The organism is Enterobacter cloacae complex sp. 2021EL-01169 (assembly GCF_020733125.1).
In the GTDB taxonomy this organism is placed as follows: Bacteria; Pseudomonadota; Gammaproteobacteria; order Enterobacterales; family Enterobacteriaceae; genus Enterobacter; species Enterobacter roggenkampii.
Genome location: NZ_JAJFTC010000005.1, coordinates 15927 through 42755, shown reverse-complemented (window position 1 = coordinate 42755; position 26829 = coordinate 15927). Strand labels below are relative to the sequence as shown.

Annotated in this window: 30 protein-coding genes; 17 read left to right on the top strand and 13 right to left on the bottom strand. The window is 58.3% G+C overall.

Annotated elements, in window-relative coordinates; translation table 11 throughout:
* The first annotated feature begins 52 nt into the window (after positions 1 to 52).
* From rsmE to ruvX, 4 genes are all read left to right on the top strand, one after another.
* Positions 53 to 784 (top strand): 16S rRNA (uracil(1498)-N(3))-methyltransferase, encoded by a 732-nt coding sequence (gene rsmE, locus LLF79_RS14590; RefSeq protein ID WP_227879745.1) that lies wholly within the window; start codon positions 53 to 55, stop codon positions 782 to 784.
* 19 nt (positions 785 to 803) lie between these two features.
* Positions 804 to 1751 carry a glutathione synthase gene (gshB, locus tag LLF79_RS14585; RefSeq protein ID WP_008499751.1) on the top strand — a complete coding sequence of 316 codons (948 nt, stop codon included), beginning with the start codon at positions 804 to 806 and terminating at the stop codon, positions 1749 to 1751.
* Between the two features lie 82 nt (positions 1752 to 1833).
* On the top strand, positions 1834 to 2394 hold the full coding sequence (locus LLF79_RS14580; RefSeq protein WP_008499752.1) for a YqgE/AlgH family protein: 561 nt from the start codon (positions 1834 to 1836) through the stop codon (positions 2392 to 2394).
* The gene (gene ruvX / locus LLF79_RS14575; protein ID WP_021242076.1) at positions 2394 to 2810 is read left to right on the top strand and encodes a Holliday junction resolvase RuvX; all 417 of its coding nucleotides are present in this window, start codon (positions 2394 to 2396) and stop codon (positions 2808 to 2810) included. The genes LLF79_RS14580 and ruvX overlap by 1 nt, the downstream gene beginning before the upstream one ends.
* Positions 2811 to 2820: 10 nt before the next feature.
* On the opposite strand, the gene LLF79_RS14570 is transcribed toward ruvX, so the two are convergent.
* On the bottom strand, positions 2821 to 3801 hold the full coding sequence (locus tag LLF79_RS14570; protein WP_063452722.1) for a type IV pilus twitching motility protein PilT: 981 nt from the start codon (positions 3799 to 3801) through the stop codon (positions 2821 to 2823).
* A 17-nt stretch (positions 3802 to 3818) separates the two neighbouring features.
* Between LLF79_RS14570 and LLF79_RS14565 the strand changes: the two genes are divergently transcribed.
* The 6 genes from LLF79_RS14565 to LLF79_RS14540 all read left to right on the top strand — a co-directional run bounded on the left by LLF79_RS14565 (position 3819) and on the right by LLF79_RS14540 (position 7559).
* Entirely contained in the window at positions 3819 to 4520 is a 702-nt protein-coding gene (locus tag LLF79_RS14565; RefSeq protein WP_139963589.1) for a YggS family pyridoxal phosphate-dependent enzyme, read from the top strand.
* Between the two features lie 21 nt (positions 4521 to 4541).
* Positions 4542 to 5108: a YggT family protein gene (locus LLF79_RS14560; protein ID WP_008499757.1), complete on the top strand. Its 567-nt coding sequence runs from the start codon at positions 4542 to 4544 to the stop codon at positions 5106 to 5108.
* Positions 5105 to 5401, top strand: a complete 297-nt coding sequence (yggU, locus tag LLF79_RS14555; RefSeq protein ID WP_008499758.1) for a DUF167 family protein YggU — start codon at positions 5105 to 5107, stop codon at positions 5399 to 5401. The genes LLF79_RS14560 and yggU overlap by 4 nt, the downstream gene beginning before the upstream one ends.
* A gap of 3 nt (positions 5402 to 5404) precedes the next feature.
* The gene (locus tag LLF79_RS14550; RefSeq protein WP_032664352.1) at positions 5405 to 5998 is read left to right on the top strand and encodes an XTP/dITP diphosphatase; all 594 of its coding nucleotides are present in this window, start codon (positions 5405 to 5407) and stop codon (positions 5996 to 5998) included.
* Positions 5991 to 7133 carry a radical SAM family heme chaperone HemW gene (gene hemW / locus LLF79_RS14545; RefSeq protein ID WP_206805628.1) on the top strand — a complete coding sequence of 381 codons (1143 nt, stop codon included), beginning with the start codon at positions 5991 to 5993 and terminating at the stop codon, positions 7131 to 7133. Before LLF79_RS14550 ends, hemW begins: the two co-directional genes overlap by 8 nt.
* Positions 7134 to 7196: 63 nt before the next feature.
* Positions 7197 to 7559, top strand: coding sequence for an endonuclease domain-containing protein (locus LLF79_RS14540; RefSeq protein WP_071949300.1), 363 nt, complete (start codon positions 7197 to 7199; stop codon positions 7557 to 7559).
* Positions 7560 to 7634: 75 nt separating this feature from the next.
* Here LLF79_RS14540 and LLF79_RS14535 read toward each other — a convergent pair whose 3' ends face one another.
* The 3 genes from LLF79_RS14535 to trmB are packed head-to-tail and all read right to left on the bottom strand — an operon-like array spanning position 7635 to position 9453.
* The gene (locus LLF79_RS14535; RefSeq protein WP_008499762.1) at positions 7635 to 8351 is read right to left on the bottom strand and encodes a DUF2884 domain-containing protein; all 717 of its coding nucleotides are present in this window, start codon (positions 8349 to 8351) and stop codon (positions 7635 to 7637) included.
* Between the two features lie 56 nt (positions 8352 to 8407).
* Positions 8408 to 8734, bottom strand: a complete 327-nt coding sequence (locus tag LLF79_RS14530; protein ID WP_003862421.1) for a YggL family protein — start codon at positions 8732 to 8734, stop codon at positions 8408 to 8410.
* Complete coding sequence (trmB, locus tag LLF79_RS14525; protein WP_025760376.1) at positions 8734 to 9453, bottom strand: tRNA (guanosine(46)-N7)-methyltransferase TrmB; 720 nt, start codon at positions 9451 to 9453, stop codon at positions 8734 to 8736. Before trmB ends, LLF79_RS14530 begins: the two co-directional genes overlap by 1 nt.
* Before the next feature lie 144 nt (positions 9454 to 9597).
* Here trmB and mutY point away from each other — a divergent pair, with 144 nt between their 5' ends.
* The 4 genes from mutY to LLF79_RS14505 all read left to right on the top strand — a co-directional run bounded on the left by mutY (position 9598) and on the right by LLF79_RS14505 (position 13625).
* Positions 9598 to 10650, top strand: coding sequence for an A/G-specific adenine glycosylase (gene mutY / locus LLF79_RS14520; RefSeq protein ID WP_170226944.1), 1053 nt, complete (start codon positions 9598 to 9600; stop codon positions 10648 to 10650).
* A 26-nt stretch (positions 10651 to 10676) separates the two neighbouring features.
* Positions 10677 to 10949, top strand: a complete 273-nt coding sequence (locus LLF79_RS14515) for an oxidative damage protection protein (RefSeq protein ID WP_023309138.1) — start codon at positions 10677 to 10679, stop codon at positions 10947 to 10949.
* Between the two features lie 124 nt (positions 10950 to 11073).
* A complete protein-coding gene (gene mltC, locus LLF79_RS14510; protein ID WP_021242082.1) occupies positions 11074 to 12150 on the top strand; it encodes a membrane-bound lytic murein transglycosylase MltC in 1077 nt (358 codons plus the stop codon).
* Between the two features lie 218 nt (positions 12151 to 12368).
* Positions 12369 to 13625 carry a nucleoside permease gene (locus LLF79_RS14505; protein WP_008499767.1) on the top strand — a complete coding sequence of 419 codons (1257 nt, stop codon included), beginning with the start codon at positions 12369 to 12371 and terminating at the stop codon, positions 13623 to 13625.
* 79 nt (positions 13626 to 13704) lie between these two features.
* On the opposite strand, the gene citG is transcribed toward LLF79_RS14505, so the two are convergent.
* Genes citG through LLF79_RS14465 form a run of 8 tightly spaced genes read right to left on the bottom strand, consistent with a single transcriptional unit; the run spans position 13705 to position 21016 of the window.
* The gene (gene citG, locus LLF79_RS14500; protein ID WP_227879741.1) at positions 13705 to 14508 is read right to left on the bottom strand and encodes a triphosphoribosyl-dephospho-CoA synthase CitG; all 804 of its coding nucleotides are present in this window, start codon (positions 14506 to 14508) and stop codon (positions 13705 to 13707) included.
* Positions 14486 to 15025 carry a citrate lyase holo-[acyl-carrier protein] synthase gene (citX, locus tag LLF79_RS14495; protein WP_227879738.1) on the bottom strand — a complete coding sequence of 180 codons (540 nt, stop codon included), beginning with the start codon at positions 15023 to 15025 and terminating at the stop codon, positions 14486 to 14488. Before citX ends, citG begins: the two co-directional genes overlap by 23 nt.
* A complete protein-coding gene (gene citF, locus LLF79_RS14490; protein ID WP_227879839.1) occupies positions 15022 to 16545 on the bottom strand; it encodes a citrate lyase subunit alpha in 1524 nt (507 codons plus the stop codon). Before citF ends, citX begins: the two co-directional genes overlap by 4 nt.
* A 10-nt stretch (positions 16546 to 16555) precedes the next feature.
* Positions 16556 to 17431 carry a citrate (pro-3S)-lyase subunit beta gene (citE, locus tag LLF79_RS14485; protein ID WP_227879737.1) on the bottom strand — a complete coding sequence of 292 codons (876 nt, stop codon included), beginning with the start codon at positions 17429 to 17431 and terminating at the stop codon, positions 16556 to 16558.
* Positions 17428 to 17721, bottom strand: coding sequence for a citrate lyase acyl carrier protein (gene citD, locus LLF79_RS14480; protein ID WP_023294531.1), 294 nt, complete (start codon positions 17719 to 17721; stop codon positions 17428 to 17430). The genes citE and citD overlap by 4 nt, the downstream gene beginning before the upstream one ends.
* Positions 17722 to 17737: 16 nt before the next feature.
* Positions 17738 to 18760 carry a [citrate (pro-3S)-lyase] ligase gene (citC, locus tag LLF79_RS14475; protein ID WP_227879734.1) on the bottom strand — a complete coding sequence of 341 codons (1023 nt, stop codon included), beginning with the start codon at positions 18758 to 18760 and terminating at the stop codon, positions 17738 to 17740.
* A 13-nt stretch (positions 18761 to 18773) separates the two neighbouring features.
* Positions 18774 to 19637, bottom strand: a complete 864-nt coding sequence (locus tag LLF79_RS14470; RefSeq protein WP_227879730.1) for a fumarylacetoacetate hydrolase family protein — start codon at positions 19635 to 19637, stop codon at positions 18774 to 18776.
* Positions 19638 to 19654: 17 nt separating this feature from the next.
* Positions 19655 to 21016: a 2-hydroxycarboxylate transporter family protein gene (locus LLF79_RS14465; protein ID WP_021242090.1), complete on the bottom strand. Its 1362-nt coding sequence runs from the start codon at positions 21014 to 21016 to the stop codon at positions 19655 to 19657.
* 344 nt (positions 21017 to 21360) lie between these two features.
* Here LLF79_RS14465 and LLF79_RS14460 point away from each other — a divergent pair, with 344 nt between their 5' ends.
* Positions 21361 to 22986, top strand: a complete 1626-nt coding sequence (locus LLF79_RS14460) for a sensor histidine kinase (RefSeq protein WP_059360134.1) — start codon at positions 21361 to 21363, stop codon at positions 22984 to 22986.
* Positions 22976 to 23668 (top strand): response regulator, encoded by a 693-nt coding sequence (locus LLF79_RS14455; RefSeq protein WP_008499779.1) that lies wholly within the window; start codon positions 22976 to 22978, stop codon positions 23666 to 23668. The genes LLF79_RS14460 and LLF79_RS14455 overlap by 11 nt, the downstream gene beginning before the upstream one ends.
* An 88-nt stretch (positions 23669 to 23756) precedes the next feature.
* On the opposite strand, the gene LLF79_RS14450 is transcribed toward LLF79_RS14455, so the two are convergent.
* On the bottom strand, positions 23757 to 25892 hold the full coding sequence (locus tag LLF79_RS14450) for an ornithine decarboxylase (protein ID WP_100122193.1): 2136 nt from the start codon (positions 25890 to 25892) through the stop codon (positions 23757 to 23759).
* Positions 25893 to 26074: 182 nt separating this feature from the next.
* Here LLF79_RS14450 and LLF79_RS14445 point away from each other — a divergent pair, with 182 nt between their 5' ends.
* Complete coding sequence (locus tag LLF79_RS14445; RefSeq protein WP_008499781.1) at positions 26075 to 26788, top strand: DUF554 domain-containing protein; 714 nt, start codon at positions 26075 to 26077, stop codon at positions 26786 to 26788.
* The last annotated feature ends 41 nt before the right edge of the window (positions 26789 to 26829 follow it).

Here is a 26829-nt window from a genome sequence, read left to right as displayed (position 1 = left end):
CCTACACTAGCGGCAATTCGCTTACATCGTATGAGACACGGAATTTCTGACTATGCGCATTCCCCGCATTTACCATCCTGAACTGATTACCGCAGGCAGCGAAATCGCCCTGTCTGATGACGCCGCCAACCACGTTGGCCGCGTGCTGCGCATGGGCGCCGGTCAGGCAATACAGTTGTTCGACGGCTCGAACCAGGTTTTCGACGCCGAAATTACGCGGGCAGATAAAAAAAGCGTACACGTGAACGTCCTGCGCGGTGAAGTGGATGACCGGGAATCACCGCTGCACATCCATCTGGGCCAGGTGATGTCGCGCGGCGAGAAAATGGAGTTCACGATCCAGAAATCCATTGAACTGGGTGTAAGCCTCATTACGCCACTTTTTTCTGAGCGCTGTGGCGTTAAACTGGATGCGGAACGTCTGAACAAAAAGATCCAGCAGTGGCAGAAAATTGCCATCGCGGCTTGCGAACAGAGTGGCCGCAACCGTATTCCGGAGATCCGCCCGGCGATGGATCTGGAGGAGTGGTGTGCAGAAGAGGACAGTGGGCTGAAGCTCAATCTTCATCCGCGCGCCAGCGCCAGCATCAATACGCTGCCGCTGCCCGTTGAGCGCGTTCGCCTGCTGATTGGCCCTGAAGGCGGCCTGTCGGCGGACGAAATTGCGATGACGGCACGTTACCAGTTTACTGATATTCTGTTGGGACCTCGCGTTCTGCGCACTGAGACAACGGCACTCACGGCCATTACCGCGCTACAGGTACGGTTTGGCGATCTGGGTTGACGCATTATTGGAGAGAAAGATGATCAAGCTCGGCATCGTGATGGACCCCATCGCAAACATCAACATCAAGAAAGATTCCAGCTTCGCCATGCTGCTGGAAGCGCAGCGTCGCGGGTATGAACTCCACTATATGGAGATGAACGATCTTTACCTGATCAACGGTGAAGCCCGCGCCCGCACCCGCATCGTTAACGTCGAGCAGAACTACGACAAATGGTATGAATTTGGCACAGAGCAGGACATTGCCCTGGCCGATCTCAACGTCATTCTGATGCGTAAAGATCCGCCATTCGACACCGAGTATATCTACTGCACCTATATCCTTGAACGTGCAGAAGAGAAAGGCACGCTGATCGTCAACAAGCCGCAGAGCCTGCGCGACTGTAACGAGAAGCTTTACACCGCCTGGTTCTCTGACCTGACGCCGGAAACCCTGGTGACCCGCAGCAAAGCGCAGTTGAAGGCATTCTGGCAGAAGCACGGCGACATCATCATGAAGCCGCTGGACGGGATGGGCGGCGCGTCGATTTTCCGCGTGAAAGAAGGCGACCCGAACATTGGCGTGATTGCCGAAACCCTGACCGAACTGGGCACCCGTTACTGCATGGCGCAGAACTATATTCCGGCAATCAAGGACGGCGACAAACGCGTGCTGGTGGTGGATGGCGAACCGGTCCCTTACTGCCTGGCGCGTATCCCGCAGGGTGGCGAAACCCGTGGTAACCTGGCGGCCGGTGGCCGGGGTGAGCCGCGTCCGTTGACCGAAAGCGACTGGGAAATTGCCCGCCGCGTAGGCCCGACGCTGAAAGCCAAAGGCCTGATCTTCGTCGGACTGGATATCATCGGCGATCGTCTGACCGAAGTGAACGTCACCAGCCCGACCTGCATTCGTGAAATTGAAGCGGAATTCCCGGTCTCGATCACCGGAATGCTGATGGACGCCATCGAAAAACGCCTGCAGAAATAACCCACCAATGAGTGACAGCGCCCGGGTTTCTCCGCATACTGGTCGCTGTCGCTTTTTAAACCAGGAAACAGTACCTCTGACAATGAATTTACAGCATCACTTTCTTATTGCCATGCCTGCTCTCCAGGACCCGATTTTTCGCCGCGCCGTGGTTTATATTTGTGAATACAATGAAGACGGCGCGATGGGTATTATCATTAATAAACCGCTGGAAAATCTCCAGGTTGAAGGGATTCTGGACAAGCTGAAAATCCCGGCTGAAGCCCGACTGCCGGAGATCCGGCTTGATAAGCCCGTGATGCTGGGTGGACCTCTTGCAGAAGATCGCGGCTTTATCCTGCATACGCCGCCGGTGTTCTCTTCCAGTATCCGCATTTCGGATAACACCGTCATCACCACCTCACGTGACGTGCTCGAAACGCTGGGCACCGCAGAGCAGCCTTCTGAAGTGCTGGTGGCGCTGGGCTATTCGTCGTGGGAAAAAGGCCAGCTTGAGCAGGAGATCCTCGATAACGCCTGGCTCACCGCCCCTGCGGACATGAATATCCTGTTTAAAACGCCGATTGCCGATCGCTGGCGCGACGCGGCGAAGTTGATTGGCATTGATATCCTGACCATGCCTGGCGTAGCGGGGCACGCCTGATGAGCGGAACGCTTCTGGCCTTCGATTTTGGCACCAAAAGCATTGGCGTCGCCGTGGGGCAGCGCATCACCGGTACCGCGCGTCCGCTTACCGCCCTGAAGGCCAACGACGGTACGCCGGACTGGAACCTCATTGAGCGCCTGCTCAAAGAGTGGCAGCCGGATGACGTGATTGTCGGATTACCGCTCAACATGGACGGTACCGAACAGCCGCTGACTGCCCGGGCGCGTAAGTTCGCCAATAAAATCCATGGCCGCTTTGGCGTCTCAGTGAAGCTGCACGACGAGCGTCTCAGCACCGTCGAAGCGCGTGCTGGCCTGTTTGAGCACGGTGGCTTCCGGGCGCTCAATAAAGGCAGCGTGGACTCCGCTTCTGCCGTCATCATCCTCGAAAGCTATTTCGAGCAGGGCTTTTAAGCACAGGGGCCTACAGCCGCCCCTGCGCCCGTCTCTCCGCCAGGCTTTGGTCAAAGTTCTGCATGCCTGCCTGCTGTCCGGTTTGAATAATGCCGGGCAGCTGCCACGTTTTTCCTTCTCGTATCAGATTTGCCGCCGCCGCGGTATTCACCAGCAGCTCATACAGCGCGACGCGCCCGTCCTGTAAGTCAGGAACCAGCTTCTGCGCCAGCACCGCCCGCAGGCTGCCGGCCAGCTGGTTACGCACCGGATCTTTCTCCTGCGCCGGGAACGTATCGACCAGCCGCTCAATCGCCTGCGATGCCCCGCGCGTATGCAGCGTCGCCAGCACCAGGTGCCCGGTCTCCGCTGCCGTTAGCGCCAGGCGGATCGTTTCGCTGTCGCGCAGCTCTCCCAGCAAAATCACGTCCGGATCCTGGCGTAAGGCACTGCGCAGCGCATCGGCAAATGACGGGCTGTGCTGGCCGATCTCCCGCTGCTGGATCAGGCAACGCTCGCTCTGATAGATAAACTCCACCGGATCTTCGAGCGTGAGAATATGGCCGTCAGTATGGTGGTTGAGAAAATCGACCATCGCCGCCAGCGTCGTGGATTTGCCGCTGCCGGTCGCCCCCGTCACCAGAATCAACCCGGACGCATTGGTTAACAGTTCCGGGATTGCCCTCGGCGCGCCCAGCGAAGCGAGCTGCGGACAGGTACGCGGCAACAGCCGTAGCGTCACAGAGACTCCGCGCATCTGCTTAAAGGCGCTGCCGCGCAGGCGCTGGCCTCCCGCCACCGTAGCGGCAAAATCCACCTGCCCGTTGGCCCACCATATCCCCTGCTGCTCATCGTTGAGCCACGCTTTTAACAACGCCCCGAGGTCCGGAGAAGGAAACGGTGCCGGTTCAAGGCGGCCGGTTCTGCGCCAGCGGGGTGGCGAATCACTGCACAGGTGTAGATCGGAGACGTTATGCTTTACACTAAGGGCCACAATTTCTTCCACATCCATAGACTACTCCTCGGAAAATGAACGACATTGCGCATAACCTGGCACAGGTCCGGGACAAAATCTCAGCCGCCGCAACGCGTTGCGGCCGGGCTTCAGAAGAAATTACGCTGCTTGCAGTCAGCAAAACCAAGCCTGCGAGCGCCATCGCAGAAGCCATTGACGCAGGCCAGCGGGCGTTTGGTGAAAACTACGTCCAGGAAGGCGTGGATAAAATTCGCTACTTCCAGGAACAGGGGAAGACGGATCTGCAGTGGCACTTTATCGGCCCACTGCAGTCGAACAAAAGCCGCCTGGTGGCGGAGCACTTCGACTGGTGCCATACCGTTGACCGTCTGCGCATTGCGACACGCCTGAACGACCAGCGTCCGGCAGAGATGCCAGCGCTTAACGTGCTGATTCAAATCAACATCAGCGATGAAAACAGCAAGTCCGGCATTGCGCTGAGCGAGCTGGATGCGCTGGCAGCCGAGGTGGCCGAACTGCCGCGCTTAAGCCTGCGTGGTTTGATGGCAATCCCGGCGCCTGAGTCAAGTTATGAAAGGCAGTTTGCCGTGGCACAGCAAATGGCTGTAGCATTTGAGGCGCTTAAAGCGCGCTATCACACGGTAGACACGCTTTCTCTGGGCATGTCGGATGATATGGAAGCCGCCATTGCGGCAGGCAGCACGATGGTGCGCATCGGCACGGCAATTTTCGGTGCGCGCGACTACTCAAAATAATAAGGAAACCTGAGGAACGCCATGAAGACGTTGACTTTCCTGCTCTCAACGGTCATTGAGCTGTACACGATGGCGCTTTTGCTGCGCGTCTGGATGCAGTGGGCCCGCTGTGATTTTTACAATCCGTTCTCGCAGTTTGTCGTGAAAATCACGCAGCCTGTTGTCGGACCGCTGCGCCGTATTATCCCGGCCATGGGGCCCATCGACAGTTCGTCTCTGCTGGTGGCGTTTATTCTGAGCGTTATCAAAGCGATTGTGCTGTTTATGGTCTTCACCTTCCAGCCGATTATCTGGATTGTCGCCGTCCTGATTTTGATCAAAACCATCGGTCTGCTGATCTTCTGGGTGCTGCTGGTCATGGCGATCATGAGCTGGGTGAGCCAGGGCCGTAGCCCGGTGGAGTACGCCTTGATTCAGCTGACCGAGCCGCTGCTGCGCCCGATCCGTAACCTGCTTCCGTCTATGGGCGGCATCGATTTTTCGCCGATGATCCTGGTTCTGCTGCTCTATGTGATCAACATGGGGGTCGCTGAACTGCTGCAGTCCACGGGCGATATGCTGCTGCCGGGGCTGTGGATGGCGCTATGAGTGCCGTAAGCACCTGCGCTGACGGGCTGGTTTTACGGCTGTATATTCAGCCGAAAGCCAGCCGTGACGGTATTGTTGGACTGCATGGCGACGAGTTAAAAGTCGCCATCACTGCCCCGCCGGTTGACGGCCAGGCGAACGCGCATCTGACCAAATATCTGGCAAAACAGTTTCGCGTCGCCAAAAGCCAGGTCATCATTGAAAAAGGCGAACTGGGGCGACATAAACAGGTAAAAATCCTTAATCCGCAATCTATCCCGACGGAAGTCGCGGCTCTGACAGAACAGGACTAAACCATGCAGAAAGTTGTTCTCGCGACCGGCAACGCCGGTAAAGTGCGCGAGCTGGCCTCGCTATTAAATGATTTTGGTCTGGACGTGGTCGCCCAGACCGATCTTGGCGTGGATTCCGCCGAAGAGACGGGGCTGACGTTTATCGAAAACGCGATCATTAAAGCGCGCCACGCTGCGCAGGTAACTGGCCTCCCCGCGATTGCCGACGACTCCGGCCTGGCCGTAGACGCCCTCGGCGGCGCGCCGGGGATCTACTCTGCCCGCTATTCCGGCGTTGACGCCACCGACCAGCAGAATCTGGAAAAGCTGCTTGTCGCCCTGAAAGACGTCCCGGACGAGCAGCGCACCGCGCAGTTCCACTGCGTGCTGGTCTATCTGCGTCACGCGGAAGACCCTACGCCGATCGTCTGCCACGGCAGCTGGCCGGGCGTGATTACCCGTGAAGCAGCGGGTAACGGCGGCTTTGGCTATGACCCGATTTTCTTTGTCCCGACCGAGGGCAAAACCGCTGCGGAACTGACCCGCGAAGAAAAAAGCGCGATATCCCACCGCGGACGCGCGCTGAAACTGTTACTGGAAGCACTGCGTAATGGCTAATTTGCCACCTCTGAGTCTGTATATTCACATCCCGTGGTGCGTGCAAAAATGCCCGTACTGTGATTTCAACTCGCACGCGCTGAAGGGCGAAGTGCCGCACGATGACTACGTTGCGCATCTGCTGGCCGACCTGGATGCCGATGTACCTTACGCACAGGGACGTGAAGTTAAGACCATTTTCATTGGTGGCGGTACGCCGAGCCTGCTGTCAGGCCCGGCGATGCAAACGCTGCTGGACGGCGTGCGTGCGCGCCTGAACCTGGCAGCGGATGCGGAAATTACGATGGAAGCCAACCCCGGCACCGTTGAAGCCGACCGTTTTGTCGACTATCAGCGCGCGGGCGTGAACCGCATCTCCATCGGCGTGCAGAGCTTTAGCGAGCCGAAGCTGAAGCGCCTGGGGCGTATTCACGGCCCGGAAGAGGCGAAGCGCGCGGCAAACCTGGCGACCGGCCTGGGCCTGCGCAGCTTTAACCTGGATCTGATGCACGGCCTGCCGGATCAGTCTCTGGAAGAGGCGCTGGACGATTTGCGCCAGGCCATTGCGCTGAATCCCCCTCATCTGTCGTGGTACCAGCTCACCATCGAGCCCAACACCCTGTTTGGCTCGCGTCCGCCGGTGCTGCCGGATGACGACGCGCTGTGGGATATCTTCGAGCAGGGTCACCAGCTGTTAACCGCGGCGGGCTATCAGCAGTACGAAACGTCGGCATATGCAAAGCCGGGCTACCAGTGTCAGCACAACCTGAACTACTGGCGCTTTGGCGACTATCTCGGCATCGGCTGCGGCGCACACGGCAAGGTGACCTTCCCGGACGGGCGTATTCTGCGTACTGCCAAAACCCGCCACCCTCGCGGGTATATGGAAGGCCGCTACCTGGAGCGTCAGCACGACGTCGAGGCGGCGGATAAGCCGTTTGAGTTCTTTATGAACCGCTTACGTCTGCTGGAAGCCGCGCCGCGCGCTGAGTTTGCGCTGTACACCGGGCTGCCGGAGTCGGTGATTCGCCCGCAGATCGACGAAGCGCTGGCGCAGGGGTATCTCACGGAATGTGAGGAATACTGGCAGATCACCGAGCACGGCAAACTGTTCCTCAATTCCCTTCTTGAGCTGTTCCTCGCCGAAGATTCCTGAAGGTTGGTTCAGGATTTTGCATCCCGTTCTGTCGGCTGAGGGAAAGGCTGGCAGAGTGTGGGGATGGAAATTACGCGTTCATATGCAAAACAGCTCAGACGCGAGCTGACAACGGAAGAAAGGCGGCTTTGGTATCTACTGCGCAGCCGCCGTTTCGAAAATTATAAATTTCGCCGACAGCATCCGGTAGGAAACTACATACTGGATTTCGCCTGCTGCGAAGCACGTCTGGCAGTTGAGCTGGATGGCGGACAGCATGATGAAAATCAGGAATACGATCATCAAAGGACGTTGTGGTTAAACCAAAAGGGCTGGCACGTTATTCGATTCTGGAACAACGAACTTTGGAATAATGAAGAGGCTGTGTTGGAAAAGATCCTTGAGACACTGCAAATGCTGCAACCCTCACCCCGGCCCTCTCCCTGAAAGGGAGAGGGAGCAAACCATCCCCTCGCCCCTTTGGGGAGAGGGTTAGGGTGAGGGGCCCAGCGCGCAGAGACCTTACTTCAGCGTCCCCACCAGCGCCTTCCGGCTGTCTTCCAGCGACACCACGCGTTTACACACGTCTTTGCCGAACTGCTGGAAATCATCTTCCTGGTTTTTCCACTCGTTCTGAATGGAGGTTTGCAGGCCGCCCAGACTGCCCAGCACGCCCTGCAGCGGGTTACCGCCGCCTTTCAGCACCGCTTTGGCGCCCATCTCGTTGATGCTGTCCTGCAGGATGCCGCCCATCGCCTGGTTCACCAGCTGCTGCCCGTCGGCACGGACCTGATCGATCGCCTTATAGTGGAACGTCAGGCCGTCGGAGCGCGTCTCAATAATGCGGTTCATCTGTTCTTTAAGCTGCTTGTCCAGCTTCGTCAGGCGGGTGCGCATGTTACTGCTCTCACCCACCTCTTTGGTGATGATCTTATCCAGCGCCACGCGGCTCTTTTCGACGCGCGTCAGGGCACCTTCATTAATCCACGGCAGCGCGGTACGCAATTCGGACTGGTAGTCTTTCGCCTGCTCGCGCTGTGCGGCAGTCAGGTTGTACTGCTTGCCGTTATAGGTGACGTTCCCTTCTGGCGTAATTACCAGATTGCCGTTCTCGCCTTTGACCTGCACGGTTTGCGGGCTTAACACCACGTCATCACGCGGGGTGACGCTACATTGATAATCCGCATGGGCGGTGAATCCGGTTGCCATCAAAGCAACAGCCAGCAACGTTTTGCGCATCTTAAACACTCCCTCAGACAAAATGGGCCAGCTAATGCTGGCCCTTGACTGCTTTATTAGTCCCACCAAACGTCGAAAAGTTCGCTGACGCGGACATCTTCGAGCTTGTGGTCTTCAAGCCATTTACGGACCAGAGCCTGATGTTCTTCGGTGCATTTACCCACTTCCTGGGTGCAGATCAGACCTTCCCAGGCCAGATAGCCGCTACCGTCGAAGGCCAGTTTGTTTGGCTCGATCACCTCGTTGATGAACGCATCCACGTCCTGATCGATCTGCTCAACGCTGGTGCCTTCCGGGAAACGCCACGCAACGGAGAAGCCCACTTCCTGGAATTCTTCGATGTGCATCTTTTTACGCAGACGACGGCTACGATTCTTTGCCATTATTTCACCCTCTCGAACATTAAGTCCCATACACCGTGACCAAGACGATGGCCACGCTGTTCAAATTTCGTTACCGGACGCGATTCCGGACGCGGTACATAGTCGTTGCTCGCAGACTGGTTTTTATAACCGTCGAGCGACGACATCACTTCCAGCATATGTTCCGCATACGGTTCCCAGTCGGTCGCCATATGGAAGACACCGCCCAGCTTCAGCTTGCTTTTAACCAGCTCGGCAAACGGCGCCTGAACGATACGGCGTTTATTATGACGCGCTTTGTGCCACGGGTCAGGGAAAAAGAGCTGAACCATGGTTAAAGAATTGTCAGGAATCATTTTGTGCAGCACTTCCACCGCGTCGTGACACATCACGCGCAGGTTCTCAACGCCCTCTTCATGGGCCGTTGCCAGACATGCGCCCACGCCCGGCGAATGCACTTCGATACCAAGGAAGTTCTGCTCCGGGCGAGCCTTCGCCATGGTCACCAGCGAGGCGCCCATACCGAAGCCAATTTCCAGCGTGACCGGCGCGTCGCGGCCAAACAGCTCGCTGAAATCCAGAGGCTGCTCGCTGAACTCAACGCCCATCACCGGCCAGTAGTTGTCCAGCGCGTGTTGCTGCCCTTTTGTCAGGCGGCCCTGACGACGGACAAAGCTGCGAATACGGCGCAGCGGGCGACCGTTTTCATCAAATTCCGGTGAAATGACGTCGTTTTTCATAAAAGAGTTGTCTGCTTGTGAGAATGTTCGGGAAACGGGCATTATCCAAAGTTAAGGCTTCTATGCAAGCATGGGAAAGATCCGGTTTACAGCAGATTGACGCTGTGCTGCAATCTGCGTCCCTGATTATGCGAATCGATGACCATGCAAGCCTCTCAATTTTCAGCCCAGGTGCTGGACTGGTACGACAAATACGGGCGTAAAACCCTGCCCTGGCAAATTGAAAAAACGCCTTACAAAGTATGGCTCTCCGAGGTGATGTTGCAACAAACGCAGGTCGCCACGGTAATCCCTTACTTCGAGCGTTTTATGGCGCGCTTCCCGACGGTCACCGATCTGGCGAACGCCCCGCTTGACGAGGTGCTGCACCTGTGGACCGGGCTGGGCTATTACGCCCGCGCGCGCAACTTGCACAAGGCCGCGCAGCAGGTCGCGACGCGCCACAACGGGAAATTCCCGGAAACCTTCGACGAGGTGGCGGACTTACCCGGCGTCGGGCGTTCGACCGCAGGCGCCATTCTCTCCCTGTCTTTAGGCAAGCATTTCCCGATCCTCGACGGCAACGTCAAGCGCGTGCTGGCACGTTGCTATGCCGTTGACGGCTGGCCGGGGAAGAAGGATGTTGAAAAACGCCTTTGGGAAATCAGTGAAGCGGTTACCCCAGCCAACGGCGTCGAGCGTTTCAACCAGGCGATGATGGATCTCGGCGCCATGGTCTGCACGCGCTCAAAACCCAAATGCGAACTCTGCCCGGTGAATAACCTCTGCGTGGCGTATGCCAACCATTCCTGGGCGCAGTATCCGGGCAAGAAACCCAAACAGACGCTGCCTGAGCGCACCGGCTATATGCTGCTGATGCAACACGGCGATGAGGTCTTCCTCGCCCAGCGTCCGCCGAGCGGTCTGTGGGGTGGTCTATACTGCTTCCCACAGTTTGAAGATGAAGACTTGCTGCGTGAATGGCTTAAACAGCGCGGGATTGCTGCCGATAACCTGACGCAGCTGACCGCGTTTCGCCACACCTTCAGCCATTTCCATCTGGATATTGTGCCGATGTGGCTTCCCGTGTCCTCCTTCGCCTCGTGCATGGATGAAGGCACCGCTCTCTGGTATAACTTAGCGCAACCGCCATCAGTCGGACTGGCGGCTCCCGTGGAGCGCCTGTTACAGCAATTACGTGCCGGTGCAATGGTTTAGCATCGACAAGAAAAAGAGGAATGAGTATGGCCAGAACGATTTTTTGTACTTTCCTGCAGCGTGACGCTGAAGGCCAGGATTTCCAGCTTTATCCGGGCGATCTGGGTAAACGCATCTACAATGAAATCTCCAAAGAGGCCTGGGGACAGTGGCAGAAAAAGCAGACCATGCTGATCAACGAGAAGAAGCTCAGCATGATGAACCCGGAACACCGCAAGCTGCTGGAGCAGGAGATGGTGAGCTTCCTGTTCGAAGGTAAAGACGTGCACATCGAAGGCTATACGCCACCGGAAAAATAACATCGAGCGGCTGTTGCCCGGCGGCGCTTCGCTTGCACGGGCCTACGGTTTTGTAGGCCGGGTAAGCGCAGCGCCACCCGGCGAAAGCAACGACTAAGCAAACACAACACGCACTCCCGGAATGATGAAAAAACTTTTAGCGCTAGCCCTTGTTGCGCCGTTGCTTGTCTCGTGTTCGTCAAAAAAAGGCGATGATTACAACGAAGCCTGGATCAAGGACACCAACGGTTTTGACATTTTGATGGGGCAGTTTGCCCACAACATCGAGAACATATGGGGATTTAACGAAGTTCTTATTGCCGGACCTAAGGACTACGTTAAGTACACCGACGCCTATCTGACCCGTAGCCACATCAACTTTGATGAGGGGACGATCACGATTGAGACCATCGCAGGCACAGACCCTGCGGCTCGACTCCGTCAGGCCATTATCAAAACCCTGCTGATGGGTGACGATCCGGGCTCAATCGATCTCTACTCCGATGCCGACGATATCACCATCTCGAAAGAGCCGTTCCTGTACGGTCAGGTCGTCGATCAGACCGGCCAGCCGATCCGCTGGGAAGGTCGCGCCACGAAATTTGCCGATTACCTGCTGCAGACGCGCCTGAAGAGCCGCTCTAACGGTCTGAAGATTATCTACAGCGTCACCATCAACCTCGTCCCGAACCACCTCGACAAGCGTGCGCATAAGTACTTAGGCATGGTGCGTCAGGCCTCACGCAAGTACGGCGTGGATGAGTCGCTGATCCTGGCGATTATGCAGACCGAATCCTCGTTTAACCCGTATGCGGTAAGCCGTTCCGACGCCCTGGGGCTGATGCAGGTGGTACAGCACAGCGCCGGTAAAGACGTGTTCCGCGCGCAGGGGAAATCCGGCACGCCGAGCCGCAGCTATCTGTTCGACCCGCAGAGCAACATTGATACCGGCACGGCCTATCTGGCGATGCTGAACAATGTCTACCTCGGCGGCATCGACAACCCGACGTCGCGTCGCTATGCGGTGATCACCGCCTATAACGGCGGCGCGGGCAGCGTGCTGCGCGTCTTCTCAAATGACAAAGTGCAGGCCGCGAACATCATCAACAGCATGGCGCCGGGGGATGTCTACGCCACCCTGACCACCCGCCACCCGTCCGCGGAATCCCGTCGTTATCTGTATAAGGTGAATACGGCGCAGAAGAACTACCGTCGCCGGTGATCCGCACACCTTCTCCTGCAAGGAGAAGGTGTTCTGCTTCCCCCCACCCATACGAAAATGTTATTTGCATCACAATCCAAACTGCAAATTAATGTGGATTGCATTTTTTTGCGGGAGGTAACAAAACATATCGTTGCCAACTGATAGAATTGCATCAAATAACAACCCTGAATGTTTCTATAACAACATATCTCCCGCTCACTTGTGAGGAAAGTAACATGAACCTTAAGCTGCAGCTTAAAATATTGTCGTTTCTGCAGTTCTGCCTGTGGGGTAGCTGGCTGACTACACTCGGCTCCTATATGTTTGTGACGCTCAAGTTCGATGGTGCGTCAATCGGTGCCGTCTACAGCTCGCTCGGTATTGCGGCTGTCTTCATGCCAACGCTGCTGGGGATCGTGGCGGATAAATGGTTAAGCGCCAAATGGCTGTACATGCTTTGCCACCTGGTGGGCGCGGGGACGCTGTTTATGGCAGCCCAGGTGACCACGCCGGGGGCGATGTTCATGGTGATTCTGCTCAACTCGCTGGCCTATATGCCAACGCTTGGGCTGATCAACACCATCTCCTACTACCGCCTGAAGTCCGCGGATATGGATATCGTGACCGATTTCCCGCCAATCCGTATCTGGGGCACCATCGGCTTTATCATGGCGATGTGGGGCGTAAGCTTCGCGGGCTTCGAACTGAGCCATATGCAGCTCTATATCGGTGCGGCGCTCTCCGTATTGCTGGCGATCTTCACCCTGACGCTGCCAACCATTCCGGTGTCTAACCAGCAGAAAAACCAGAGCTGGAGCACCATGCTCGGCCTGGATGCCTTCGCGCTGTTCAAAAACAAACGCATGGCGATCTTCTTCATCTTCTCCATGCTGCTGGGCGCGGAGCTGCAGATCACCAACATGTTCGGCAACACCTTCCTGCACAGCTTCGATAACAACCCGCTGTTCTCCGGCAGCTTTATCGTTGAGCATGCGTCGGTGATGATGTCCATCTCTCAGATCTCTGAGACGCTGTTCATCCTGACCATCCCGTTCTTCCTGAGCCGCTACGGCATCAAGAACGTCATGCTGATCAGTATCGCGGCGTGGATGCTGCGCTTCGGTCTGTTCGCCTACGGCGACCCAAGCCCGTTCGGCACCGTGCTGCTGGTGCTGTCGATGATTGTTTACGGCTGCGCCTTCGACTTCTTCAACATCTCCGGCTCGGTGTTTGTGGAAAAAGAGGTTAAACCTGAAATCCGCGCCAGCGCGCAGGGTATGTTCCTGATGATGACCAACGGCTTCGGCTGTATTCTGGGCGGCGTGGTGAGCGGTAAAGTCGTTGAGATGTACACCACCAACGGCATCACCAACTGGCAGCCGGTGTGGCTGATCTTCGCGGCGTACTCGCTGGTGCTGTTCTTCGCGTTCATCGCGCTGTTCAAGTACAAGCACGTGCGTGAACCGCACGGTGCGCAGCCGATCGCGCATTGATTGTTGTGCCCGGTGGCGCTGCGCTTACCGGGCCTACAAAACCAGACCGTAGGCCGGGTAAGGCGAAGCCGCCACCCGGCTATTTTATTGCAGAAAGCACCCACCCCACCGACAATAAATCCGCGCTGCCGCCCGGGCTCAGATTTCGTTCAATCAGTGCGTTATCCATTCTGATCAACGCCTCGCGGTCCCAGCTGTTATCCAGCAGTTCCCGCGCGTAGCCCTGAACATAGCGCAGCCCTTCCATGCCGCCGCGCGACACGAGATTACTGTCCTGATTGACCGCCATCAGACGCAACAGCAGGCCGTGAAGTGAATGTCCATTCCACTGCGCCAGCGCCTGACGCACCGTCGCAAAGCCGCTCTCCGCCTCACCGCGCGCGCCGGTTAAGCCGTACTGCTTAAACTGCCGCTCGCCTGCCGTCGCCTGTCCGCTGCGTGCGGCCAGCTCCCGCGACACCAGCCCGCGGCAGATGTTACTCACCTCACAGCAGAGGCTCTCTGCGGAGACATTTTTCACACGCCCGGCGGCGAAGCACAGTAACCCCAGGGCAAAAATGCCGCCCTTGTGGGTGTTTACTCCGTTCGTCGCAGCATACATCGCCTGCTCGCAGGCCAGCCCCATCGGGCGGAGAAGCCGTAACTGTTCGCCAGCCGGTTTATCCGCATGCGCGCTGCCCAGCTCGGCAAAGCGCGAAAACCACGGCGTAATCGCCGCAATGCTGCGGACAAACAGCACGTGGTCCATATCGCGATGGGAACCGTTGTTGAGCCTGTCCACCAGCCCCGGCTTGGGCGTGAGCTCGAGCTCCTGCCACAGCGCCGCTTCGGCAAGCGCGGGCACGTCAGCCGGGCGCGGTTTAGTCGCGAGCAAACCAGTCATCGATCGTCTTCTCCACGCGGGAAACCACCTGCTCAATGGGGTGATTGCGCGAACGGGAACAGGCGTGCGCGGGCGCGTCGCAGATCAGGCAGCGCCTGAGATTCCCCCCCAGCGACTGACGCCCGACGTGGCCGTGCTGAGGGCAAATCACGTCCAGATCCCACAGCCTGCCTAGCGGGTGCGTCTGCTCCAGATCCGCACAGTGCGCTTTGATTTCCACCGCCGGATGGGCCACGCACCACAGGGCTTCGGGCCCGGTCGGGAGCCACAGCACCTGGCGGTCCAGCACCTGCCAGCGGTTTTCCCACAGCAGCTGGTCGCACATCTGCAGCGCCACGCCCATGGTATTGCGGTAGCGCAGGCTGTCCTTGATTTCCCCAGGCGTGACCAGCGTGAGGGAGATCACCGGTTGTTGATAGTGCTCAAGCATGTCAGCCTGGCGCGCTGCGCGGCGCTCTTTCGACGCCAGCAGTTCGTCAAGGCTGACACCCGCCCGAACGGGTGTCGCTAAAGTCATACTTCCTCCTTCACCTGTCGCACGGTGTCGATCACGCTGCCGTCGCGGTAGCGGATCACCCCGACGATTTTGTCGGTGAACTCAATCGGTTTCGGGACGCCGGTCAGGGAGATCGCCCGCTCGTACAGCGCGTTGATATCCACAACCTTCAGCCCGGCCTCCAGCAGCCGCTCGCGGATTTCCGGGCGCGCCGGGTTGACCGCGATGCCGTGATCGGTAACCAGGACATCGATGCTCTCCCCCGGCGTAAGGCGCGTGGTAACGCGCTTCACCACCGTCGGAATGCGGCTGCGCAGCAGCGGCGCGACCACAATGGTCAGGTTCGCCGCGGCGGCCACGTCGCAGTGCCCGCCGGACGCGCCGCGCATCACGCCGTCGGATCCGGTGATGACGTTGACGTTGAACTCGACGTCGATCTCCAGGGCGCTGAGGATCACCACGTCGAGCTGGTCGCAGCTTGCCGCCTTGCTGCCGGGGTTGGCGTAGACGTTGGTGGAGATCTCCACGTGGTTCGGGTTACGCGCCAGCGAGGCCGCCGCCTGACCGTCAAAGCACTGGGTATCGAGCAGCTTTTCGATGAGCCCCTTCTCGTGCAGATCCACCAGGCTGCCGGTGATGCCGCCGAGCGCAAAGCGCGCCTTCACGCCGCTGCGCTCCATCTTCTCTTCCATAAAGCGGGTGCAGGCGGTGGCCGCCGCGCCGGAGCCGGTCTGCATCGAGAAGCCCGGTTTGAAGTAGCCGGAGTGTTCAATCACGTCCGCCGCATAGCGGGCGATCATCAGCTCGCGCGGGTTGCTGGTGACGCGCGCCGCGCCGACGCTGATTTTCGCCGGGTCGCCCACGCTCTCGACCTGAACGATGTAGTCCACCTGGTCCTGCACCAGGCTGGCAGGCATATTAGGAAACGGTACCAGTTCTTCGGTCAGCAGCACCACCTTGCGGGCAAAGTGGGCGTCCACCATGGCGTAACCCAGCGAGCCGCAGCACGATTTGCCGTGCGTCCCGTTGGCGTTGCCAAACTCATCGCTGCACGGCACGCCGAGAAACGCCACGTCGATATTCAGCTCGCCGTCCTGGAGCAGCTTCACGCGCCCGCCGTGGGAGTGAATTTGCACCGGCTCGTCCATCAGCCCGTGGGAGATGGCGTCTGCCAGCCTGCCGCGCATGCCCGAGGTGTAAATCCGGGTGATGACGCCGCTTTCAATATGCTCGATCAGCGCGTCGTTGCAGGTCATCAGCGAGCTGGAGGCCAGCGTCAGGTTTTTGAAGCCCATCCGCGCCAGCAGCGCCACGACGGTGTTGATCACCCGGTCGCCTTCGCGAAACGCATGGTGGAAGGAGATGGTCATCCCGTCCTGCAGGCCGCTTCGCATCACCGCCTCTTCAACAGAGGCGCAGAGCTTGCGGCTGTGCTTCGCGTCGCTGTCCGCCAGCCACGGCGTGGCGCTGTGGGCGGTATCAAAGGATTTTAAGTCCCGCAGATGGGGAAAATTCACGTGAAGAAGTTCTGTCTGATTCATCATCTCATCCTTACCGACGCACGCCGGAGGCCGCCGCGCGCTCCAGCACCACCTGCGCGTGGTTAATAATCGGTGCATCCACCATTTTGCCGTTGAGCGACACCACGCCCAGGCCGTTACGCTCGCCCTCTTCTGCCGCTTCAATCACCCTTTTGGCGTGATCCACCTCTTCCTGAGTCGGGGCATAGGCGTTGTGCAGCAGGTCAATCTGGCGCGGGTTAATCAGCGATTTGCCGTTGAAGCCCATCTTGCGGATCAGATCGACCTCGCGCAGGAACCCGGCCTCGTCGTTAACGTCTGACCACACCACGTCGAAGGCGTCGATACCCGCCGCGCGGGCGGCGTGCAGCACGGCGCAGCGGGCGTAGAACAGCTCGGTGCCGTCGCCGCGCTCGGTCTGCATATCCATCACGTAGTCAAAGGCGGCCAGCGCAATGCCGATGAGGCGCGGAGAGCTGCGGGCAATCGCCACGGCGTTGATGACGCCAATGGCCGATTCAATCGCCGCCATCACGCGGGTGGAGCCGACCTCGCGGCCGCACGCCTGCTCGATGCGCTCGAGGTGGCCCTCCAGCTCGTAAATGTCGTCCGGGGTATCGGTTTTCGGCAGACGGATCACGTCCACGCCGGCCCGCACGGCGGCTTCCAGATCCAGCAGACCAAACGGCGTGCTCAGCGGGTTAATGCGCACCACGGTTTCGATATCCTGATACATCGGGTGCTGCAGCGCGTGGAACACCAGCATGCGCGCCGTATCCTTCTCGCGCAGGGCAACGGCGTCCTCAAGGTCAAACATGATGGCGTCGGGACGGTAGATAAAGGCGGTGGAGAGCATGGCGGCGTTAGCGCCCGGCAGGAACAGCATACTGCGGCGGAGTTTGCTCATTTCAGCGCCCCCCAGTTGATGGCCTGTTCATCGGCGGCACGCAGCAGCGCGCTTTGCAGGCGGGCGCGGATCACACAGTCCAGCGCCCCTTTGTCTTCAATAATGATTAATCCCTGGTGCACGTTCATGGCGCGCAATGTGTCGTTGACCACCTGGCGAATCTGCTCGCCAAACTGCTTAATCACTTCGCTGTGGATGACGATCTCCAGCTCGCCGTGAGCGGGAGCAATTTTCACCATCAGGTCGCTGGACTCCTGCGTTCCGGCCAGCGCCTCCCTTACAATTTTCATGATAAATTCCTGGTAGTTAAGCGACTTCCGCACTCGCACGGTAATGCGTTTCGAGATGCGCGAAGGTGGAGTCCGGGACAATCTCCCGGATCCGGGAAAACTGCTGTGTCTTCAGTAAGCGGCGCACTTCGGACGCCGATATGGCGTTGCCGGTGGCCTTGATGCGCGGCATTTCTACCACCTCGATATGCGAGGCCAGCAGGTCGTGCAGCGTCTGGTTGTACTGGCGGGTGATATCGCAGAACGGCTCCGAGCCGATGAAGCGGTGCGTAATGCCGAGCGCCGGGGCGATAAAGTCCCGGAAGATCAGCACGTCAATCTCGCTCCACGCCTGCTGCACTTTGCCGGTCTCCTTCAGGAAGTAGGCCGGAAACGTGGCGCGAGAGATGATGTACTGCGAGCCTTCATGCACCACCACGTTCGGCAGATGCGCCACGCCCGCGCGCACCATCTCGAGCCGCGCGCTGAACGGGAAGAACGATGCGTCTTCACGCACCACGAACAGATGCAGGGCATCGCACCGCTGCGCCGCCTGCTCCACCAGATGGCGGTGGCCGAGGGTGAACGGATTGGCGTTCATCACGATGGCGCCAATCTTCTCCCCGCACTTGCGGCTCGCGCGCAGAGAACGGCAGTAGCGCGCGAGCCCCTGCGGCGTGTTTTCCATCAGCACGGCGTTGTTCCCGCTCTGGGCAATCGGCCAGAAGCCGCTGCGGGCAAAGCGCTCCCGGTTGCACGGCCGGGTGCAGAGGAAGAGGTGAAAATGGCCGCGCTCCAGCGCCGCATTTTGCACCTCCGCCAGCAGCCGCGCGCTGAGGTTCTCGCCGCGAAGCTGCTCGTTGACCGCCACGCACTTGATGACGTTGGCGGCAAGCCCTGCGCAACCCACCAGCTGCGGGCCGGACCAGGCTTCGACGAACAGCGTGATGTCGTTGTCCAGGCCAAGGCCGCTGTCTGCCAGCAGGTAACGGATCTGACTTAAGCGTTCCGGATGTTTCGCCACCAGCGTGTGGCGAAAATCGATGGGTTGCGAATGCATGCTGCCGCCTTACTTAATGTGCTGCCGCAAGCCCGACGGCTGGCGCTTCCACGATCACGTTGCTGAGATGACCGATATGCTCGATCTCCACCTCAATGCGATCCCCCTCTTTCATAAACAGCGGCGGGTTACGCTTTTTACCCACCCCGCCCGGGGATCCGGTGATGATCACATCGCCAGGACTTAAGCGGGTGAAGGTGCTGATGTACTCGATCAGCTCCGCCACCTTGTGGATCATGCTGCTGGTGTTGTCTTCCTGCACCATGCGGCCGTTCAGCCAGGTGCGGATTGCCAGTTGGTGCGGATCGGGGATCTCGTCCGCCGTCGCCATCCACGGGCCAAACGCGCCGGTTTTGCGCCAGTTTTTACCGGCGGTAAACCAGGTGTGCTGCCAGTCGCGGGCGGAGCCGTCCATGTAGCAGCTGTAGCCCGCCACGTGGCGAAGGGCGTCGTCGCGGCTGATGTTCTCCCCGCCTTTACCGATGATCACCGCCAGCTCGCCTTCGTAGTCGAATTCGCTGGAGTGGCGCGGCTTCAGCACCGGCTCGTTGTGGCCGGTCTGTGAGTCCGGGAAGCGGACAAACAGCGTCGGGGCCGGGTTGTGCTGGTCAAACTCCTTGCGCTTGTCGGCGTAGTTCATGCCCACGCAGAGGATTTTTTCCGGCTGCTCAATCACCGGTAAGAAGGTGATGGCGCTCATCGGCACGTCCACGGCATCGTGCAGGTAGCGGGTGGCCTGCGCCAGCCCGTTGCCCTGCAGCAGCGCCTTAAGGTCGCTGTAGCGGTCGCCGAGGCGGCGGCCTAAATCAATCACGCCGTCGGCCTGGACAATGCCGTAGCTGCGTTTTCCCTGGTATAAAAAGCTTGCGAGTTTCATTGTTCTTTCCTGAAAACTTAAACGAGGAAGTTGCCCAGAATCAGCAGAGAGATGGAGACGTTAATCGCCCCGCCGATACGGGTAGCAATCTGGGCGAACGGCATCAGGCTCATGCGGTTGCCTGCGGTCAGGATCGCCACGTCGCCGGTACCGCCCTGGCCGCTCTGGCAGCAGGAGACGATGGCGACATCAATCGGGTGCATGCCAATCTTTTTGCCGACGAAGAACCCGGTCGCCACCAGCGCGGAGACGGTGCTGATAATCACCAGCAGGTTGGTCAGCGTGAAGGCGGCCACCAGTTCATGCCATGGGGTGATGGCCACGCCAACGGCAAAGAGAATCGGGTAGGTCACGGAGGTCTGGAAGAACTTGTACACCACCTGCGAGCCTTCCAGCAGGCGCGGAGAGGCACCGTTGCAGAGCTTCACCAGCACCGCCATAAACAGCATGCCGACCGGCGCAGGCAGGCCAATCAGCTTGTGGCCGAGCATGCCCAGCATGTAGAGCAGCACCGCCAGCAGCGCGCCGGAGGCGATGGTGGTCACGTCCGCTTTGCCAGAGAACGCCGGTTGAGAAACGGTGGCATCGGCATTGGCGCGGTTCGGCATCAGCTGGCCTTCACCGGTCAGGTGCGGGTAGCGTTTACCCAGCTGGTTCAGGCAGCCGGAGATGATGATGGCGGTCAGACCGCCGAGCATGACCATCGGCAGCACGCGACCGAGCGCCACGCCCTGATCCATGTGCAGCAGGGTGGCATAGCCGATGGAAAGCGGGATTGCCCCTTCGCCCACGCCGCCCGCCATGATCGGCAGAATGATAAAGAAGAAGATCTGGAATGGCTCAAGACCCAGCGCCAGGCCGACGCCCATCCCCACCAGCATGCCGACGATTTCGCCGCACAGCATCGGGAAGAAGATGCGCAGGAAGCCCTGAATCAGCACCGTGCGGTTCATGCTCATGATGCTGCCGACAATAATGCAGCAGATATAGAGGTAGAGAATGTTGGTGGATTTGTAGAACTTGGTGGTGGACTCGACCACCACGTCCGGCAGCAGGCCATAATAGACCAGCGCGGAAGGGATAAAGGTGGCGCAAATCGCCGCCGCGCCGAGCTTGCCGACAATCGGCAGGCGTTTACCAAACTCACCGCAGGCAAAGCCGAAGAAGGCCAGCGTCGCCACCATCACCACGATATCGCTCGGCAGTTTTCCGCCCAGGCAATCAATGGCGATCAGCGCGCCCGCCAGAACGAATAGCGGCAGAGGAATAATCCCGATTTTCCAGGTATCCATAATATGCCACCAGCGCTCTTTAAGCGAAGGCCGCTGAATTTCAATCGGGTCGTGGGTAACAGAGAAAGAATCGTCAGTTGTGCTCATAATAAGCCCCTTGGTTATTTTGTGCGTTCAGCTTAGAGTCACAAAGGCTTACTTTATGTGAGGAATGGCATATTAAAAGCGAAGTTTTAATGGCAGCTATGGTTTTAATGGTTTCTTTTATTTAATGTGATTTACGCCTTATTTATGGCCGTGGTTTTTATGGTTTCTTTTCTGAATTGAACAAACAAATAACATTTATTCGTGCAGCCAGAGGCCACCCGTCTTTGGGATAACGCTTTTACAACGCCCGCTGTGCAAGGGATCACAAGTTTTCGGCAAAGCGGACGTCCGCGCGAAAAAAGATGATATATTGGCGTTCTTTGTCGCTACCTTGCGTGAGAGTTATGAAAGTCTCTTTCCAGATAAAGCTGTTTATTTCGCTGGTTGCCTTTTTCTCAGTGCTTTTTGCGTTACTGGGCGGATATTATTATGCCGATGTCGGGAAACAGCTTTATCAGGAAATGAGCACGCGCGCCAAAATACAGGCTGAAGAGATTGCGCTTATTCCAACATTGCGACATGAAGTTGAACAAAAGAATATCGCCGCCATCCATGATTTTATGCAGAAGATTTCTGCGCACAGTGACGCCAGCTTTATTGTGATTGGTGATAATAAGGGCCAGCATCTTTTTCACTCCGTCTTCGCCGACAGAGTGGGCACCACGCTGGTAGGCGGTGACAACGAAGCCGTATTGCAGGGTAAAAGCACCACCACCATCCGCAAAGGCGGGTTGGGTATTTCGCTGCGCAGTAAGGCCCCCATCTTCAACGCTGCCGGACAGGTGGTCGGCATTGTTTCGGTCGGCTATCTCACCAGCTACCTGGACACCATTACCGTCAGTAAAGTGGTCAATATCCTGATTGCCGCGGTGCTGCTGCTGATTGCTCTCTTTATCTTCTCCTGGTTCTTTACCCGCAGTATTAAGAAGCAGATCTTCTCCCTCGAGCCGCGCGAGATCGGCCTGCTGGTACGCCAGCAGAAGGCGTTGATGGAGTCTATTTATGAAGGCGTAATTGCCATTGACGATCAAAGGCGGATTGAAGTCATCAACCAGGCGGCGCGCAAGCTGCTGGGGCTGAGCCAGCCGGCCCGTGAGCTTCGCGGGCAGCTGATAAGCCAGGTGATCGATCCGGTCCCGTTCTTCGACACGCAGACGATGCTGGCGAAAGATACCCATGATGAGATTTGCCGTTTTAACGATCTCACGGTGATTGCCAGCCGGGTCCACATCATGCTTGAGGGATCGCTGCAGGGCTGGGTGATCACCTTCCGCGATCGCAACGAGATCGACTCGCTGAGCGCCCAGCTCAGCCAGGTCAAACGCTACGTCGATAACCTGCGCATCATGCGTCATGAGCAGTTAAACCGGATGACCACCCTCTCCGGCCTGCTGCATATGGGCCGCTATGAGGAGGCGATTGGCTACATTCAGGCGCAGTCTGAACACGCTCAGGAGCTGCTGGACTTTATCTCTTCGCGCTTCAGCTCCCCGACCCTGTGCGGCCTGCTGCTGGGGAAAGCCGCCCGCGCGCGGGAGAAAGGGGTCGAGCTGAGTTTCGACCCGGCCTGTCGGCTGGACAAGCCGTTCCTGCCGCTGGGGGAGCAAGAGCTGATTTCGATTATTGGCAACCTGCTGGATAACGCTATCGAAGCGACGCAGCGATCGCCGCTTCCCCACGCGCCGGTGGAGGTGCTGATAAAGCTCAGCGACCAGGAGCTGATTATTGAAGTGGCCGACCAGGGCGTTGGCATCAAGCCGGAGATCCGTGAGCGGATCTTTGAGCGCGGCATCACCACCAAAACGCGCGGCGATCATGGGATTGGTCTGTATCTGATCGAAAGCTACGTCACACAGGCTGGCGGCGCGATAGAAGTTGCCGATAATATCCCGCGCGGCGCCATTTTCTCCCTGTTTATCCCGGCCACGGGAACCGCCCGGCAACTGGAAGACACCGACTATGCAACATGAACTTATCGACGTACTGATTGTTGAAGACGAGAACGAGCTGGCGCAACTGCACGCGGAGCTGATAAGCAAGCATCCGCGTCTGAGGCTGGTGGGCATTGCCTCGTCGCTGGCTGCGGCCCAGGCAGAGCTTGCAAGCAAACAGCCGCAGTTGGTGCTACTGGATAACTATCTGCCGGACGGCAAAGGGATCTCGCTGATCAATAACCCCATGCTGGCCCGCGCCAACTGCTCGGTCATTTTTATTACTGCCGCCAGCGATATGGACACCTGCAGCCAGGCGATCCGCAACGGCGCGTTCGACTACATCCTCAAACCCGTCTCCTGGAAGCGGCTCAGCCAGTCGCTGGAGCGGTTTGTGCAGTTTGCCGAACAGCAGCGCGTCTGGAAGATTGTCGACCAGCAGAACGTCGATTCGCTGTATCAGCTTCAGGCGAAAAACTACCGCCAGGACAACGGCAGCAAGGGCATTGAGGAAAATACGCTGGCGCGGGTGCAGTCGCTGTTTAACGACAAGGCAACGCACTGCTTTACCGTGGATGAGGTGGTGAGCGAGACGGGACTGAGTAAAACCACCACCCGTCGCTATCTGGAGCACTGCGTGGAGACGGGGTTTCTCAGCGTGGAGATGCTGTACGGCAAGATTGGGCATCCGAGGAGGATGTACCGGCGCGCAGAAGCCTGAAGCGATATTGTAGGCCCGGTAAGCTTGCGCCACCGGGCAAATCGCCGGGCGGCGCTAACGCTTACCCGGCCTACGTTCGGGGGAGAGTCTACTTCAACACATACCCATACAGCCGCTTAATCCCGTCAGCATCCTTCTCGCTGTACACGCCCTGCAGTTCCGGCGAGAAGCCCGGCAGCAGGTTGATGCCCTCCTCCAGCGCCAGGAAGTAACGCTGTACCGCCCCGCCCCAGACTTCACCCGGCACCACGCACAGCACGCCCGGCGGATAGGGCAGCGCCCCTTCGGCAGCAATCCGCCCTTCGGCATCCCGTATGCGAACCAGCTCCACGTTCCCGCGAATATACGCCTGATTGGCATCCTGCGGGTTCATCACCACCTCAGGCAGGCTCTCCTTGCGGAACATCGCCTTCTGCAAATCCTTCACGTCGAAGCTGACGTAGAGATCGTGCATCTCCTGACACAGCTGGCGGAGGGTATAATCCCGGTAGCGCACCGGGTATTTCTGGAAGATCGTCGGCAGCACGTCGGCCAGCGGGGTGTCGTCTTCAATATGTTGTTCAAACTGTCCCAGCATTGCCACCAGTTGAGCCAGCTTGTCGCTGCTTTCGGCAGGCGTCAGCAGGAACAGGATCGAGTTAAGATCGCATTTTTCCGGCACGATGCCGTTTTCACGCAGGTAGTGCGCCAGAATCGTCGCCGGGATCCCGAAATCAGTGTACTCCCCGGTTTCGGCATCAATGCCCGGCGTGGTCAGCAGCAGCTTGCACGGGTCAACAAAGTACTGCTCGCTCGCATAGCCCTCAAACCCGTGCCATTTGGCCCCCGGCTCGAAGCTGAAGAAGCGCAGCTCGCTGGCAATGGCGTGCGTCGGATGATCCTGCCACGGCCGCCCCGCCACCACCGGTGGGATAAACGGCTTGATCATATGGCAGTTGGCGATGATGGCCTTGCGCGCCTCAATGCCCAGCTCCACACACTCGGCCCACAGCCTGCGCCCGCTTTCCCCTTCGTGGATTTTCGCATTGACATCCAGCGCCGCGAACAGCGGGTAAAACGGGCTGGTGGAGGCATGCAGCATAAACGCATTGTTAAGACGCTTGTGCGGGCAGAAACGCGCCTGGCCGCGGATATGGTTATCCTTTTTATGGATCTGCGAGGTTTGCGAGAACCCGGCCTGCTGTTTGTGCACCGACTGGGTCACGAAAATGCCCGGATCGTTCTCGTTCAGTTCCAGCAACAGCGGGGACGTTTCCGCCATCATCGGAATAAACTGCTCGTAGCCCACCCAGGCGGAGTCAAAGAGAATGTAGTCGCACAGATGGCCGATCTTGTCGATCACCTGACGGGCGTTGTAGATCGTCCCGTCGTAGGTGCCAAGCTGAATGATCGCCAGGCGGAAGGGACGCGGCTCGTCGGCTTTCTCCGGCGCCGCCTCGCGGATCAGGTCCCGCAGATACGCGTCGTCAAAGCAGTGGTCGTCAATCCCGCCAATAAAGCCAAACGGGTTACGTGCGGCCTCAAGGTAAACCGGCGTGGCGCCCGCCTGGATCAGCGCCCCGTGGTGGTTAGATTTATGGTTGTTGCGGTCGAACAGCACCAGATCGCCACGGGTGAGCAGCGCGTTGGTCACCACCTTGTTGGCCGCCGACGTGCCGTTCAGCACGAAGTAGGTTTTATCCGCGTTGAAGACTTTCGCCGCAAACTTTTGCGCATGCTTGGCGGACCCTTCGTGGATCAGCAGATCGCCCAGCTTCACGTCGGCATTGCACATGTCGGCGCGGAACACGTTCTCACCGAAGAAATCATAGAACTGCCGCCCTGCCGGATGCTTTTTGAAAAACGCGCCGTGCTGGTGGCCCGGACAGGCGAAAGTGCTGTTGCCCATCTCCACATACTGACTCAGGGTGTCGAAAAACGGCGGCAGCAGGTTCTCTTCGTAACGGCTGGCAGCAGTCTCCAGTTCCAGAAACTCCTGAGCTTTACCCGAGATGACCGCGGTGGCGCCGTCAGGCACCTCCGTCGGCTCCTGAGAGAAAATAAACACCGGTAAATGAAAGCCCGTGCGTTTCAGCAAGGCAAGGATGCCGCTGCGACTCTCTGTCGTCGTCATGACGACGGCTGCCACATCGGTGAAATCCGTGCTGTCCAGCGTCACCTTTTCGCGATGCGTAGACACCGTTGAGAGCAGCTCGCGGCTGACGGCGATTTTCATGGTTTTCATAAGCGCAGTTACCCTCACCGAACGGTGAGACAGGAAGGAGAAAATTCGCGCAATAATGTCACCTTTTATTTTGAGGTGCAAGAAGGAATCAGTATGCACTTATATCACCCAAAGCTAAGGCCCGCGCAGCGCTGACGTGCCATAATAATGCAATATCAATGATTAAATAACAGGAGTTAAGCGTGGTTATCGGGCCATTTATCAACGCAGGAGCCGTATTGCTGGGCGGCGTACTCGGCGCAGTGCTGAGCCAGCGGCTGCCGGAGCGTATCCGCTCATCCATGCCCTCGATATTCGGTCTGGCTTCGTTAGGGATCGGTATTCTGTTAGTGGTCAAATGCGCCAACCTGCCGGTGATGGTGTTGGCCACCCTGCTCGGCGCGCTGATTGGCGAGTTTTGCTATCTGGAAAAAGGCATCAATAATGCGGTAGGCAAAGCCAAAAACCTGATAGCCCGACCGGGCAAGGCGAAGCACGGCACGCACGAGACGTTTATTCAGAACTACGTCGCCATCATTATTCTGTTTTGCGCCAGCGGCACCGGGATTTTCGGTTCGATGCAGGAAGGGATGACGGGCGACCCGAGCATTTTGATTGCAAAAGCGTTTCTGGATTTCTTCACCGCCACCATTTTTGCTACCACGCTCGGCATTGCCGTCGCGGCGATTTGCGTGCCGATGCTGCTTATCCAGCTGGCACTGGCTACCTGCGCCACGTTAATTCTCCCGCTCACTACGCCGGCGATGATGGCAGACTTTACCGCCGTCGGCGGCCTGCTGCTGCTTGCTACCGGGCTGCGCATCTGTGGGATTAAGATGTTTGCCGTGGTGAACATGCTGCCCGCGCTGCTGCTCGCCATGCCGCTCTCCGCGCTCTGGACGCACTTTTTCGCTTAAGGATGCGGCGAAATGGTGAGAGATTGCGCAGTCCGTAACGA

What these genes read in the sequence shown, in the direction of transcription:
- citC (WP_227879734.1), bottom strand. Translation starts at nt 18,760, where the DNA reads ATGCATTCGCAACCCATCGATTTTCGCCACACGCTGGTGGCGAAACAT.
- mutY (WP_170226944.1), top strand. Translation starts at nt 9,598, where the DNA reads ATGCAAGCCTCTCAATTTTCAGCCCAGGTGCTGGACTGGTACGACAAA.
- mltC (WP_021242082.1), top strand. Translation starts at nt 11,074, where the DNA reads ATGAAAAAACTTTTAGCGCTAGCCCTTGTTGCGCCGTTGCTTGTCTCG.
- citE (WP_227879737.1), bottom strand. Translation starts at nt 17,431, where the DNA reads ATGAGCAAACTCCGCCGCAGTATGCTGTTCCTGCCGGGCGCTAACGCC.
- rsmE (WP_227879745.1), top strand. Translation starts at nt 53, where the DNA reads ATGCGCATTCCCCGCATTTACCATCCTGAACTGATTACCGCAGGCAGC.
- hemW (WP_206805628.1), top strand. Translation starts at nt 5,991, where the DNA reads ATGGCTAATTTGCCACCTCTGAGTCTGTATATTCACATCCCGTGGTGC.
- LLF79_RS14450 (WP_100122193.1), bottom strand. Translation starts at nt 25,892, where the DNA reads ATGAAAACCATGAAAATCGCCGTCAGCCGCGAGCTGCTCTCAACGGTG.
- LLF79_RS14535 (WP_008499762.1), bottom strand. Translation starts at nt 8,351, where the DNA reads ATGCGCAAAACGTTGCTGGCTGTTGCTTTGATGGCAACCGGATTCACC.
- LLF79_RS14550 (WP_032664352.1), top strand. Translation starts at nt 5,405, where the DNA reads ATGCAGAAAGTTGTTCTCGCGACCGGCAACGCCGGTAAAGTGCGCGAG.
- ruvX (WP_021242076.1), top strand. Translation starts at nt 2,394, where the DNA reads ATGAGCGGAACGCTTCTGGCCTTCGATTTTGGCACCAAAAGCATTGGC.
- LLF79_RS14570 (WP_063452722.1), bottom strand. Translation starts at nt 3,801, where the DNA reads ATGGATGTGGAAGAAATTGTGGCCCTTAGTGTAAAGCATAACGTCTCC.
- gshB (WP_008499751.1), top strand. Translation starts at nt 804, where the DNA reads ATGATCAAGCTCGGCATCGTGATGGACCCCATCGCAAACATCAACATC.
- LLF79_RS14505 (WP_008499767.1), top strand. Translation starts at nt 12,369, where the DNA reads ATGAACCTTAAGCTGCAGCTTAAAATATTGTCGTTTCTGCAGTTCTGC.
- citF (WP_227879839.1), bottom strand. Translation starts at nt 16,545, where the DNA reads ATGAATCAGACAGAACTTCTTCACGTGAATTTTCCCCATCTGCGGGAC.
- LLF79_RS14455 (WP_008499779.1), top strand. Translation starts at nt 22,976, where the DNA reads ATGCAACATGAACTTATCGACGTACTGATTGTTGAAGACGAGAACGAG.
- LLF79_RS14560 (WP_008499757.1), top strand. Translation starts at nt 4,542, where the DNA reads ATGAAGACGTTGACTTTCCTGCTCTCAACGGTCATTGAGCTGTACACG.
- LLF79_RS14465 (WP_021242090.1), bottom strand. Translation starts at nt 21,016, where the DNA reads ATGAGCACAACTGACGATTCTTTCTCTGTTACCCACGACCCGATTGAA.
- yggU (WP_008499758.1), top strand. Translation starts at nt 5,105, where the DNA reads ATGAGTGCCGTAAGCACCTGCGCTGACGGGCTGGTTTTACGGCTGTAT.
- citX (WP_227879738.1), bottom strand. Translation starts at nt 15,025, where the DNA reads ATGACTTTAGCGACACCCGTTCGGGCGGGTGTCAGCCTTGACGAACTG.
- trmB (WP_025760376.1), bottom strand. Translation starts at nt 9,453, where the DNA reads ATGAAAAACGACGTCATTTCACCGGAATTTGATGAAAACGGTCGCCCG.
- LLF79_RS14580 (WP_008499752.1), top strand. Translation starts at nt 1,834, where the DNA reads ATGAATTTACAGCATCACTTTCTTATTGCCATGCCTGCTCTCCAGGAC.
- citD (WP_023294531.1), bottom strand. Translation starts at nt 17,721, where the DNA reads ATGAAAATTGTAAGGGAGGCGCTGGCCGGAACGCAGGAGTCCAGCGAC.
- LLF79_RS14460 (WP_059360134.1), top strand. Translation starts at nt 21,361, where the DNA reads ATGAAAGTCTCTTTCCAGATAAAGCTGTTTATTTCGCTGGTTGCCTTT.
- LLF79_RS14530 (WP_003862421.1), bottom strand. Translation starts at nt 8,734, where the DNA reads ATGGCAAAGAATCGTAGCCGTCGTCTGCGTAAAAAGATGCACATCGAA.
- LLF79_RS14540 (WP_071949300.1), top strand. Translation starts at nt 7,197, where the DNA reads ATGGAAATTACGCGTTCATATGCAAAACAGCTCAGACGCGAGCTGACA.
- LLF79_RS14515 (WP_023309138.1), top strand. Translation starts at nt 10,677, where the DNA reads ATGGCCAGAACGATTTTTTGTACTTTCCTGCAGCGTGACGCTGAAGGC.
- citG (WP_227879741.1), bottom strand. Translation starts at nt 14,508, where the DNA reads ATGACTGGTTTGCTCGCGACTAAACCGCGCCCGGCTGACGTGCCCGCG.
- LLF79_RS14565 (WP_139963589.1), top strand. Translation starts at nt 3,819, where the DNA reads ATGAACGACATTGCGCATAACCTGGCACAGGTCCGGGACAAAATCTCA.
- LLF79_RS14470 (WP_227879730.1), bottom strand. Translation starts at nt 19,637, where the DNA reads ATGAAACTCGCAAGCTTTTTATACCAGGGAAAACGCAGCTACGGCATT.